Origin of the sequence: Leucobacter allii, assembly GCF_022919155.1 — a bacterium.
GTDB classification, from domain to species: domain Bacteria; phylum Actinomycetota; class Actinomycetes; order Actinomycetales; family Microbacteriaceae; genus Leucobacter; species Leucobacter allii.
Window position 1 is genome coordinate 2,510,709 of record NZ_CP095045.1, and the last position, 12,127, is coordinate 2,522,835.

A 12,127-nucleotide genomic window follows, 5' to 3' on the forward strand; every position below is an offset into this window, starting at 1 on the left:
TGGGCGGGTCAGAAGCGCTGGCCGGGCGCACCGTCTCCGAAGTACTCGGGCGTGATCCCGGCCTCCGCGAGCATCTCGCGGGTGCGCTGCTGCCGGGTCCTCGGGATCAGCGTGATGACGCGGCCGCCGCTGCCGGCCCGCCCCGTCCGGCCCGCGCGATGCAGGTACGTCTTGAAGTCCTCCGGCGGATCGACCTGCACGACGAGGTCGACGTCGTCGACGTGGATGCCGCGCGCGGCGACATCGGTGGCGACGAGCACGCGCGTGCGGCCCGAGGCGAAGCGGGCGAGGTTCCGCTCCCGCCTGCCCTGACTGAGATCCCCGTGCAGGGCGGCGACCTCGACCCCCGCCTCCGCGAGCCGCTCCGCGAGTTGCTCGGCGAAGGCCCGGGTGCGGCAGAACATCAGGATTCGCCCGGGCGACGCGGCGAGCTCCTCGAGCACGCGGGGCTTGTCCTCGCGGAGCACGACGAGCACGCGGTGCTGCACCGCGGCGGCCTCGGCCTCCTCGGCCTCGTGCACTGCGGGATCGCGGAGGAACTCCGCGACGAGCTCGGAGACGCCGCTGTCGAGCGTCGCGGAGAAGAGCAGCCGCTGTCCCCCGCGGACGGTGTCGCGGAGCACCCGCTGCACCGGCTCGAGGAAGCCGAGGTCGCACATGTGATCGGCCTCGTCCAGCACCGTCACGCGCACCTCCCGCAGATCCAGCTTCCGCCGGTTCACGAGATCCTGCACGCGTCCCGGCGTGCCGATGACGATGTCGATGCCGCGTTCGAGCGCGTGCACCTGCGGGTCGATCGGCACGCCGCCGACGAGCTGAGCGGTGTAGAAGCCGACGGAGCGCGCGATCGGCTGCACGGTGCGGTCGATCTGCAGTGCGAGCTCCCGCGTCGGCGCGAGGATCAGCGCCTTCGGATTGCGTCCGACGCGCCGCGGCGCGCGGACGCCGCGCTGCCGTCGCTCCGGCGCGGGGGCCGGATCCCCGGCGAAGACGCCCTCGGCTTTCAGCTTCAGGAGCCGCTCGACGAGGGCCGCTCCGAATGCGATGGTCTTGCCCGATCCGGTGCGCGCGCGACCGAGGACGTCGCGGCCGGCGATCGTGTCGGGAATCGTCGCCGCCTGGATCGGGAACGGGTGTTCGGCCCCGAGCTCCGCGAGCGTGCGGACGATGTTGCCGCCGAGGCCCAGGTCGGCGAAGCCGAGCCCTGCGACATCGGCGGCGGTCGTCACGCGGGCGTCGAGGCGCGCCGCGGGATCCGGCACCGACCGGGGCGCGGACCTCCGAGAGCGCGCGCGATCCGGCTGCCCGGCCGCGCGTCCGCCGTCCGCCCGGCCCGCAGCGCGTTCGCGGCCGGGCTTCCCCGCAGCGCGTTCGCGACCCGGCGTCTCCGCGGTGCGATCCGCCCTCGGTTTCCCCGGTGCGCGCTCCGCTCCCGGGGCCGCGGCGTCGCGGGGGACGCCCGGGGCGCGACGCCGACTCGCCGGCTTCCGCCCGGGCTCGTAGTTCGCGGGCGGTTTGAACCCTCCGCGGCGGCGCTGCGCCATCTAGCGCGCCCCCGCGCCGTCCGCGTCGCCGCGATCCGCACCGCCGTCGCGCTCGTCGCCCGACGAGCGTGCGCCGGAGTCCGGGGAGGAGCCGCCGTCCGCCTCCTCGGCGTCCTGCGTCGCCTCCCAGAGCAACTGCTCCCAATTGAGCTCGCCGGTCACCGGAGGCGCGGCCTGCGGCGCCGAGGCCGCCTCCGTCGGATCGGCGTCCGTATCGGGCTGCTCCGGCTCGAGCGGACCGGGAGCGGATTCCGGCTGTTCCGGCGCGAGGAACACCGGATCGGACGGCGCGGTCTCGGGCGGGACGGACCGGCGCAGCGCGGTCTCGGGCGGCGCGGCGGGTTCGGGATCGGGTGCTGCGACGGGATCCGCAGGCTCCGGCGACCGAGGCGCCGCCTCGGGAAGCCGGAGCTGCACCGTCGCGGCGTCGGCCGAGGCATCGGCCTCGGCCTCGGCCTCCTCAGGCGATCCCGTCGAAGCCTCCGGCACGGTCGCGGGCTCCGACGCATCCGGGGTCTCCGGATCGTCCTGGCGCTCCGAGTGGCGGAGGGATTCCGGCGCGAAGGGGGATGCGGGCCCAGCCGGACCGGCGGGAGCGTCCGGATCGGCGGATGCGTCCGGCGCAGCCGGATCGGCGGATGCGTCCGGCGCAGCCGGATCGGCGGGCGCGTCCGGCGCAGCCGGATCGGCGGGCGCGTCCTGCCCGAGCGGAGTCTCGCGCTCGATCGCGGCCTCCGACTCGATCCGCGACTCCCGTGCCTCCGGGCGCTCGACGCCTCCGGCATCGGCGAAGAGGTCGCTCAGCGGATTGTCGTCCCCGACGAAGCCGAGATCGGCGAGCGCGAGCGACATCTCCTCGGTCGCCGGTCCCATCACGGCAGCGTCCTCCGGCACGGGTTCGGGCAGCCGCAGCGCCTGGAGCGGGATGTCCGCGTCGCTCGTGGCGGGCGCGACCGGGTCAGCCGTGCCGGCGTCTGCACCGCCGGGAGCGACCGGCTCGGAGGCGTCGGCAGCGTCCGGAGCCGCGGCATCGAGCCGATCGGCGACGTCGGCTTCCCCGTTCGGCGCGTCGACGCCTCGAGCGCGGTCCTCGGACCGCGCGACACCCGGTTCTGCCGAGACCGTGGGCGCCGGGGCCGTCGTCTCCGGGGCGGAGCGTCCGACGCGGAGGAGCTCGTCGAGGATGGCGCGCTGGGTCTCGGGATCCGCGACCGGAGCAGCGATCGGCCCGGCGCCCGGCTCCTCGGCGACGTGCAGCGGATCCTCGGTGACGTGCGGCGGTTCCTCGACGACGTGCGGCGGTTCCTCGGCGACGTGCGGCGGTTCCTCGACGAAGGTGCTGCGGCGACGGGACACCGGATCCTCGGGGATCCAGTCCTCCGCGTCGGTGTCGGTCTGCGCCGCAGCGGTCCGCACGGCGTCGGTCAGCGCCGCGCCGGCCTGCGCGACGTCGCTCTGCACAGCACCGGCGAGCAAGTCGTCGCCCTGCACGACGTCGCTCTGCACGGCACCGGTCCGCGCAGACCCGATCCCGGCCCCGAGCGCCGCGCCCGCCCCAGCGCTGTCACCGGCACCGGCTGCGGCTCCGGCTGCGCCGACGACCGCGGGAGCCGAGCCCGTGAAGCCCAGCGTCCCCGCCTCGACGACGTCGCCGCCGCGGCGGCGCGGCGGCCTCGGGGCCCGGGGCGACCGGGTCCGTCGCTCCCCCGAGCCGCGCTCGCGCCGCCGCTCGACGAGGTAGTACAGCGTCGGGAGCACGACGAGCGTGAGCACGGTCGACGACAGCAGTCCGCCGATCACCACCACCGCGAGCGGCTGCGAGATGAAGCCGCCCTTGCCGGTGATGCCGAGGCCCATCGGGGTGAGCGCGAGAATGGTCGCGAGCGCCGTCATGACGATCGGCCGCAGACGCTGCAGGGCGCCGTGCAGCACCGCGTCCCGCAGCGGGTCCCCGCGTCTGCGGTACTGATTGATCAGATCGACGAGCACGATCGCATTGGTCACCACGATGCCGATGAGCATGAGCACGCCGATGAGCGACGCGACGCCGAGCGGGATCCCCGTGAGGATGAGCAGCAGCAGCGCCCCCGTCGCGGCGAACGGCACCGAGATGAGCAGCAGCAGCGGCTGCAGCAGGCTGCGGAACGTCGCGACCATGACGACGTACACGATGAGGATCGCGGCGAGGAGCGCGAGGCCGAGCTGCTCGAACGCCTCGCCCTGCTGCGAGATCACGCCGCCGACGGCCGCGTCGGCTCCCCCGGGCAGCTCGAGTCCATCGAGCGCCGTGGTGATGGCCGCGCTCGCGGTGCCCAGGTCGTCCTCGGCGGGCAGCGCCGAGACGGTCACCATGCGCACGCCGTCCTCGGTGCGCACCGTGACCGGCCCGTCCTCGACCGCGATCCCGGCGAGCTGATCGAGCCGCTGCACGCCGAGCGCGGTCTGGATCGGCAGCGCCGCGACCGCCGTCTGGTCGGCGGCCGCGGTGCCGGTGGCGAGGTACACGGACACCGTGTCGTCGTCCATCGTGATCTGGCCGATCTGGCTCGGCTGCATCTGCTGCGCGACCTGCCCGGCGACGCCCGCCTCGGTGAGGCCCGCCCGGGCGGCGAGGCCGCGGTCCACCGCGATGCGCAGGAACGGTCGGGACTGCCCGAGATCGCTCTCCACCTCCTGGAGCCCGTCGACGTCCCGCAGCGCCGCGAGCACCGCATCGCTCGCCTCGGCGAGGGTCGCCTGGTCCGGGGCGGTCACCTCGACCTCGATCGCGCTGCTCATCGTCACCCCGCCGCCCGACTGGCCGAGCGAGAACTCCCCGGCGTCCTCCAGTCCGTCGACGGCGCTGCGGATCTCGTCCTGGACCGCCGCCTGATCGGCGTCCGCGTCGGTCGTGATCGCGTAGCTCAGGGACCCGTCGCCGCTGCCGCCGAAGAGGGCGCCCGCGCCGCCGGCGCTGCCGATCGTCACCTGCACCGTCTCGATGGCGTCGACGCCCTGCAGCGCCTCCTCGACCCGCTCGGCCTGCGCGAGCTGGGCGTCGAGACTGGTGCCGGGCTCCAGGGTCTGCACGAGCCCGACGGAGTTCTGCCCGTCGTTGCCGAGGTAGTTCGTCTTCATGAGGGGCGTTGCGGCGAGCGTCGCCCCGAAGACGACGACCGCGATGAGGAGTGTGACCACCGGGCGCCGCAGCGTCCACTCGATGATCGGGCGGTAGCCGCGCTGCAGCGCGGTCGGCCGTTCGGCCTCCGCCGGCGCGTTCGAGCGCTGCCGCACTCGGCCGCCGCGGTCCCCGCGCAGGAACCAGTACGCCAGCACGGGCACGATGGTGAGCGCGACGAGGAGCGAGGCGGCGAGAGCGATGGTGACGGTGAACGCGAAGGGGCGGAAGAGCTCGCCCACCATCCCCGAGACGAAGGCCATGGGGAGGAACACCGCGACCGTCGTGATGGTCGACGCAGTGATCGCACCGGCGACCTCGCGCACGGCCTCGATGATCGACGCCGTCCGGTCCCCGCCGTCCGCGAGATGCCGCTTGATGTTCTCGATGACGACGATGGAGTCGTCGACGACGCGCCCGATCGAGATGGTGAGCGCGCCGAGCGTGAGCATGTTCAGCGTGTAGTCCGCGAAGTTCAGCCCGATGAAGGTGAGCAGCACGGATGTCGGGATCGAGATCGCGGTGACGAGGGTCGCCCGCACCGAGAGCAGGAAGACGAGGATGACGAGCACGGCGAATACGAGCCCGAGCAGCCCCTCGGTCGTGAGGGTGTGGATCGACTGCTCGATGTACGGCGCCTGGTCGAAGATGATCGTGAGCTGCGCGCCGCCGAGCTGGTCGGCGAGTCCGTCGAGCGCCTCCTGCACGGCGTGCGACACCTCGACCGTGTTCGCCTCGGAGGTCTTCGTGACGCCGATCGTGAGCGCGGCCTCGCCGTTCACCCGCGAGATGCTCTCCTGGGGGCCGGGTCCGAGCACCACCGTGGCCACCTCGCCGATCGTGCGGGGCGTGCCCGCGGCCGGGTCGTCTTCCTGCGGCGGAGCGGCGAGCTGCGCCGGGACGGCCGGGAGGGGGATCGCGGCGATCTCCTCGGCGCTGTGCAGTTCCGAGCCCGCCTGCACCGCGAGCGTACGGTCGCCGTCGGCGACCGTGCCCGCGGCGATGAGCACGCCGCTCTGCTGGAGCGCTTCGGTCACCGATTGCGGGCTGAGCCCGTTCGCGGCGAGCAGGCCGGCGTCCGGGGTGATCGTGATCCGATCCAGCTGGGCGCCCGTGAGGCTCGCCTCGCGCACCCCGTCGAGGTCGGAGAGCTCGGGGATCGCGACGCGATCGAGCAGCTGGGCCGTGCTCTCCGGGGTCTCCCCGTCGGCCGGGGTGACGGCGATCTGGATCACGGGGAAGTCGTCGATGCTGCCGGAGACGACCTGGGGCTCCGCGGAGGCGGGCAGCGCCTGCGATATGCGGCTGATCGCCCGCTCGACCTTCTGCTCCGTCGCGGCGATGTCCACGCCGTAGGTGAACTCCGCGAGCACCGTGGAGACGCCCGTGCCCGACGTGGCCGTCGACGACTCGAGGTGCGGGACGCCGCGCAGCGCGGTCTCGATGGGCGTCGAGACGTCGTTGTTCACGACCTCGGGCGAGGCCCCCGGATAGCTCGTCACGACCGCGATGGTGGGGAACTGCACCGAGGGCATCAGCTCCTGCTTCAGCGATCCCACCCCGAGCAGGCCGAACACGGCCGCGACGATCGTGACCAGCGCGATGAGCGCGCGGTTCTTCAGGCTGAGCGCCGTGAGCTGGTGCATGGGGTCGATTATCCCATGCGGTCCGCCCCGGTCGGGAAGCGCCGGGGCGATCCTGCGACGTGCGCCGGGCACCGGCCGCTGCACGGCATGCGGATGGGGGCATAATGACTGGCATGCCGCTCCCCCGCTCCCGACGCACCCTCGGCGCCGTCACGCCGGCCGACTTCGCCCGGCTCTCGGAGCTGCGACGGATGCAGGGCATCGCGATCGCCCTCCTCGTCTTCATGGCGATCGTCTTCGTCGTGTCCTTCGCGCTGCAGGAGCGCTTCCCCTGGCTCGGCTACGTGCGCGCCGCCAGCGAGGGCGGCATGGTCGGCGCCCTCGCCGACTGGTTCGCGGTGACCGCGCTCTTCCGCCACCCCCTCGGCATCCGCATCCCGCACACGAACCTGATCTCCGCGAAGAAGGACGACATCGGCGCCGGGCTCGGCTCCTTCGTCGAGGAGAACTTCCTCGCGGACGAGGTGGTGCACGCGAAGCTCTCGGAGATCAGCGGGGCCCGCGCCGCCGGCGAGTGGTTGTCGCAGCCGGCCAACGCGCAGCGCGCCGGCAGCATGGTCGCGAGCGCCGGGCTCGGCGCCCTCACGGTGCTCGACGACGACGACGTGCGCGAGTTCATCGAGGTGCTCGTCCGACGGCACGTCGTCGATCCCGAGTGGGGGCCCCTCCTCGGCACGGCCGTCGAATCGTTCGTGGCGGGCGGGCATCACGCGGCGCTCGTGGACATCGCCGCGGACCGGCTCGAGGAGTGGCTCGTCGCCCACCCCGCGGCCTTCGACCGCGTCGTCTCCTCCCGGCTCCCCTCCTGGGTGCCGAGCGTGGTCGACCGCTTCGTCGACAACCGCCTGCACGCCGAGGCCGTGCGCTTCGCGCAGCGCGTCTCCGCCGAGCCCGACCACCCCTTCCGCATCGCCGTCGCGAAGTTCCTCTCCGATCTCGCCCGCGATCTGCGGGAGCAGGAGCGGCTGCAGACGCAGCTCGAGGCGTTCAAGCACGAGGTCTTCGACAGCCCGCGGATCCGCTCGCTGGCGGCGAGCACCTGGGAGGCGGCGCGCACCGCGCTCGTCGAGATGCTGGAGGATCCCGGGAGCGAGCTGCGGACCCGCATCGACGGGGCCGCCCAGGATTTCGGGCGCAAGCTCCTCGACGATCCGACGCTGCAGTACAAGATCGACGTCTGGGTGATGGAGGTCGTGGAGCACCTCGTGCGGAACTACCGGCACGACCTCGCGAACATCATCACGGAGACGGTGCAGCGCTGGGACGCGCGGGAGGCCGCGGAGAAGATCGAGCTGCAGGTCGGCAAGGACCTGCAGTTCATCAGGATCAACGGCACCGTCGTCGGCTCTCTCGCGGGCCTCGCCATCTACGCCGTCGCCACGCTCGTCATCGCCCCCCTGGCGCACTGAACCGGGCGATGCCGGGCCGACCGCCCCGGACCGGGCGGTCCCGCCGGGCCGGGCGACACGGAGCCGGGAGGGCCGGGGCCGGGATCGCGGTCGCCCGCGACGGCGCCGCGCCGCTACTCGGCGAAGGCCACCGGCAGCAGCATGTCCTGCACCCGATCGGCGCCGGCCGTGTGGTCGGCGCGCGTCGCGATGGCGCAGCGCGTCTCGCGGCAGTCGAGCCCCTCGCCGCTCGCCGGGGGCACCGCGAAGCGCACGGTGAAGCTCCCCCGCTCCGCGTCGTCGTAGCGGTCGGTCGCGAAGGCGCGCCAGGCCCAGTCTTCGGTGACCCACGCGCTCGTGAGCGCCTCGCCGTCCGCCTCACCCGATTCGGCGCCCTCGGGGATGCCCCCGAGGCACGGGCTCGGCTTCTCCCCGGGGCTCTCGGGGATCGCGCAGACGGCGACGTATATGCCGATCGAGGCATCGAAGCCGCTGCCGCGCACCTCGACGGCCTGGCCGGGGACGAGCGCGGCCACGTCGAGCTCCCCGCCGTCGATCGCGGCCACCTCGAGCTCGCGGGTCCGCCCGTCGGCGCCGGTCGCCTCCGCGTGCGAAGCGGTGCCCTGCGGGATCTCCTGGCCGGACCCGCCGGCGCTCTGATGCGTGAGGATCGGGAGGGCGACGACGAGCGCGCCGACGAGCGCGATCACGGCGATCGCGAGGACGGCGATGAGCACGATCCGGAGCGGACGAACACGTCGTGAAGCCATGCCTTCATCGTAATGGCCGGGCCGCGTCCGTCGGGCCGATCATGCTAGAATCTGCTCCATACGTCTATTTGAATTGGTACCTGCTTCGCGGCGTTGATCCCGCGGGGCCCGAATGTGTAAGGGGGTCACGCATGGGGCGCGGCCGTCAGAAGGCAAAGCACACCAAGGTCGCCAGGGAGCTGAAGTACTTCAGCCCCGACACGAACTATTCGGCGCTTGAACGGGAGCTCTCCGCGGAGTCCGACCGGCGGAGCGGGGAGGACCCGTGGGCGGAGTACGCCGACAAGTACAACACGGACGACGAGGACGAGGACTGACCCCTCCCGGTTCTCCGTGACGGCGGCGTACCGGCAGCCGCGCTTCCGATGCGGCGCGACGGCGAAGAGCCCCTCCCGTGGAGGGATCCCTTCGCCGCGCTCGGCGGTCCCGCGCGCTCAGCGACCCTGCGCGGCGACCGCCGCGGCCCCGGCCGCAGCGGCCTCCGGATCGAGATAGCGGCCCGGGCCGCTCGGCGTCCCCCGGTCGTCGACCTCGTACACGAGCGGCATGCCGGTCGGGATGTTCAGGCCCGCGATGTCGGCGTCCGAGATCCCCTCGAGGTGCTTGACGAGCGCCCGCAGCGAGTTGCCGTGCGCGGTCACGAGAACGGTGCTGCCGCCCGTGAGATCGGGGAGGATCTCCTGCTCCCAGTAGGGCACGAGGCGCTCGACGACGTCCTTGAGGCATTCGGTGCGGGGGCGTTCGCCGTCGATTCCCGCGTAGCGGGGATCCGCCGCCTGCGACCACTCGCTCGCGTCGTCGAGCGCGGGCGGCGGGGTGTCGAAGGACCGCCGCCACTCCATGAACTGGGCTTCGCCGTACTGCTGCAGCGTCTCGGCCTTGTCGAGGCCCTGGAGCGCGCCGTAATGCCGCTCGTTCAGCCGCCACGAGCGGCGCACCGGGATCCACAGCCGATCCGCGCTGTCGAGCGCGAGGTGCGCCGTCTGGATCGCCCGGCTGAGCACCGAGGTGTGCAGCACATCCGGCAGCACCCCGGACTCGGCCAGCAGCGCGCCGGCCCGGGCGGCTTCGCTCCGCCCCCGCTCGGTGAGTCGCACGTCGACCCATCCGGTGAAGAGGTTCTTCTCGTTCCACTCGCTCTGTCCGTGACGGAGCAGGATCAGCATATTCGTCATGGCTCCCAGTCTAGGGGCGCGGGATCGCCCCGCACGGCGGGCGCTACAGCCGGCCCAGCCGCGGGATCTCCCGCGTGCGGCCGGCATCCGCCGGCACGATGACCTCCTGCGCCGCCGCATGCGTCTCGTGCACGGGCGCCTGCGGGTCGGCGGCATCGGCGCCGCCGCGCACCTCGAGCGCCGCGTCCTCGGCGACGGACCGCTTGACGAGTGCGAGCGCGATCGCGCCCCACTCGTGATGCAGCGCGGCGCGGGTCACCCGGCCGACGGGTCTGGCCGCGGGGTCCGCGGCGGCACCGGCGGGGAAGACGAGGGCGCCGGGCACCGGCAGTTCGCCCGAGACCCCGTCGAGGTGCAGCAGCACGAGCCGCCGGGGCGGATGGCCGAGGTTGTGGACCTTCGCGATCGTCTCCTGGCCGCGGTAGCACCCCTTGGTGAGGTGCACGGCGGTCCGCAGCCAGTCGAGCTCGTGCGGGATGGCCCGCTCGTCGACGTCGGCGTGCTGGGATGGTCGCCAGGCGCGCACCTCGAGGGCGTCGAGCGCCAGGAGCCCGGCCGGCCGCAGCCCGCCCTGCTGCGCGAACGAGGCGATGCCGGCCAGCGCGTCGCGGGGGAAGACGAACTGGCTCGCCGTCCACTCGGCCCCCGCGTGGAGCTCGCCCTTGGCGTACTGCACGCCCCCTCGGGATACCGCGGCCCACGGGTCGCGCCACTCTGCCGCCGGGCCGGCCGCGCGCAGCGCTTCGGAGGCCGGGCCGGCGAAGGCGAGCACCGCCGCGTACTCGTCCGAGACGTCGCGCACCTCGACGCGCAGCGCGAAGCGCATGCGGGTGAGGAAGGCGGTGAGCGGTTCCGCCGAGCCCTCGTCGACGAGGAGCCAGGTGCAGGCGCCGTCGTCGACGAGCCGGATCGCGCGCTCGATGCGCCCGTTGGGGTCGAGCAGCAGGGTCTCGGTGCTCTCGCCCGGCGCGAGGCCGATGAGCTGCTGGCTCGTCATCGAGTGCAGCCAGCTCAGGCGATCGTCGCCGGTGACCGCGACGATCCCGCGGTGCGAGAGATCGACGATCGCTCGCCCCTCGGCGAGAGCGCGCTGCTCGGGCAGCGGCTCGCCGTAGTGCGCCGCGACCCCCTGCGCGCCCCCGTCGTCGGGGGCCACCGCCCCCGGAAGGTCGAGGAAGGGGTTCAGCGCTGGCCCTTGAAGAGCTTGTAGATCACGGTGCCGGAGACCCAGGCGATCGCGAGCGAGGCGAGTCCGAGCAGACCGAGGAAGAAGAGTTCGAGTGCGAGGAGCATGGGGCCAGTCTACCAAGACGCGCGGGCGCCGCACGCGCCCCGCGGCCGCCGGGCTCAGAGCAGCGCGCCGACGACGTCGACGACGAGGATGACGAGGACGGAGCCCGCGACGCTGAAGGCGACCCGGGTGATGAATCCGTCGCGCTGCGCCGTGCCGATCTGCAGGCCGAACGTCACGAGCGTGGAGATGCCGATCGCGAGCACGAGCCAGGAGAAGCGCGCCTCCCGCTCCGCGAAGACGGTGACGAGCACGCCGATGACCGCGGCGACGGCCCAGGCGATGATCAGCCGCGGGACGTGCCAGGACTGCACATCGCGCATCTCGCGCTCGGGGAGGTCGCTCGGTTCGGTCACGCCCGTCATTCTCCCACATCGCCTCTGCGCGCCACCGCCGCGTAACGACCGCGAAACAGAGCCCGCAGTACTATTGCCTCGGGTTGAACGCACGATGAATGGGGGCGCATCTGATGCAGCTGCTCTGTCTGACCGATCGCGATCCCGCCGATTCGCTCCCGGGGCTCGACCTGCTCCCCCACGAGCTGCGGACCTCCCCCCTGTCGCTGCGCGTCCCTGAGACCATGGCGAGCCGCTTCGACGCGATCCTCGTGGACGGCACGCTCGACGCCCGCCGCGCGCGCACCGCGTGCCTGAGCCTTGCGGACGCCGTGCAGACGCCGCGGGTCGTGGTCCTGCCCGAGCTCGCCCTCACGGCGCTCACGGCGGAGTGGGGCACGAGCGAGCTGCTCCTGCCGACCGCGAGCCCGGCCGAGATCGAGTTGCGCCTGCGACTGCTCGAGCGCTCCGCCTCCTCCTCCCCTCCGCCCGCGGTCCAATCCGCGGGCGTTGTCATTGATGAGTCGAATTTCACGGCGCGGCTCTTCGGCCGCCCGCTCGACCTCACCTACAAGGAGTTCGAGCTCCTGCACTTCCTGGCCGGCCACCCGGGACGCGTGTTCACGCGCGAGCAGCTGCTCAGCGAGGTGTGGGGCACCGATTACTTCGGCGGCACGCGGACCGTCGACGTGCATGTGCGGCGGCTTCGCGCGAAACTGGGCGAGCACGAGGGGCTCATCAGCACGGTCCGCGGCGTGGGCTACGGCTTCGCGCGGGCGCGGGCCGAGGACGACGCCCCGCAGTAACCCCGAGGAGAGGGA

General features: G+C 73.2%; 9 protein-coding genes. 3 read left to right on the forward strand and 6 right to left on the reverse strand.

Annotation, left to right across the window (positions count from 1 at the left end):
* Nucleotides 1-8 precede the first annotated feature (8 nt).
* Nucleotides 9-1,229: a DEAD/DEAH box helicase gene (locus tag MUN78_RS11665; protein ID WP_346730567.1), complete on the reverse strand. Its 1,221-nt coding sequence runs from the start codon at nucleotides 1,227-1,229 to the stop codon at nucleotides 9-11.
* A 315-nt stretch (nucleotides 1,230-1,544) separates the two neighbouring features.
* On the reverse strand, nucleotides 1,545-6,347 hold the full coding sequence (locus MUN78_RS11670; protein WP_244726604.1) for an efflux RND transporter permease subunit: 4,803 nt from the start codon (nucleotides 6,345-6,347) through the stop codon (nucleotides 1,545-1,547).
* Between the two features lie 113 nt (nucleotides 6,348-6,460).
* On the opposite strand from MUN78_RS11670, the gene MUN78_RS11675 reads away from it, so the two are divergent.
* Nucleotides 6,461-7,756: a DUF445 domain-containing protein gene (locus MUN78_RS11675; RefSeq protein ID WP_244690108.1), complete on the forward strand. Its 1,296-nt coding sequence runs from the start codon at nucleotides 6,461-6,463 to the stop codon at nucleotides 7,754-7,756.
* A gap of 113 nt (nucleotides 7,757-7,869) precedes the next feature.
* On the opposite strand, the gene MUN78_RS11680 is transcribed toward MUN78_RS11675, so the two are convergent.
* Nucleotides 7,870-8,505: a hypothetical protein gene (locus MUN78_RS11680; RefSeq protein ID WP_244726606.1), complete on the reverse strand. Its 636-nt coding sequence runs from the start codon at nucleotides 8,503-8,505 to the stop codon at nucleotides 7,870-7,872.
* Nucleotides 8,506-8,636: 131 nt separating this feature from the next.
* Here MUN78_RS11680 and MUN78_RS11685 point away from each other — a divergent pair, with 131 nt between their 5' ends.
* Nucleotides 8,637-8,822, forward strand: a complete 186-nt coding sequence (locus MUN78_RS11685) for a DUF3073 domain-containing protein (RefSeq protein ID WP_244690112.1) — start codon at nucleotides 8,637-8,639, stop codon at nucleotides 8,820-8,822.
* 117 nt (nucleotides 8,823-8,939) lie between these two features.
* On the opposite strand, the gene MUN78_RS11690 is transcribed toward MUN78_RS11685, so the two are convergent.
* From MUN78_RS11690 to MUN78_RS11700, 3 genes are all read right to left on the reverse strand, one after another.
* Entirely contained in the window at nucleotides 8,940-9,680 is a 741-nt protein-coding gene (locus tag MUN78_RS11690; protein ID WP_244726608.1) for a phosphoglyceromutase, read from the reverse strand.
* 43 nt (nucleotides 9,681-9,723) lie between these two features.
* Nucleotides 9,724-10,836, reverse strand: a complete 1,113-nt coding sequence (gene ygfZ, locus MUN78_RS11695; RefSeq protein ID WP_244726610.1) for a CAF17-like 4Fe-4S cluster assembly/insertion protein YgfZ — start codon at nucleotides 10,834-10,836, stop codon at nucleotides 9,724-9,726.
* Nucleotides 10,837-11,027: 191 nt separating this feature from the next.
* On the reverse strand, nucleotides 11,028-11,327 hold the full coding sequence (locus MUN78_RS11700) for a hypothetical protein (protein WP_429952177.1): 300 nt from the start codon (nucleotides 11,325-11,327) through the stop codon (nucleotides 11,028-11,030).
* A gap of 113 nt (nucleotides 11,328-11,440) precedes the next feature.
* Between MUN78_RS11700 and MUN78_RS11705 the strand changes: the two genes are divergently transcribed.
* Nucleotides 11,441-12,112, forward strand: a complete 672-nt coding sequence (locus MUN78_RS11705; protein ID WP_244730079.1) for a winged helix-turn-helix transcriptional regulator — start codon at nucleotides 11,441-11,443, stop codon at nucleotides 12,110-12,112.
* Nucleotides 12,113-12,127: the final 15 nt, after the last annotated feature.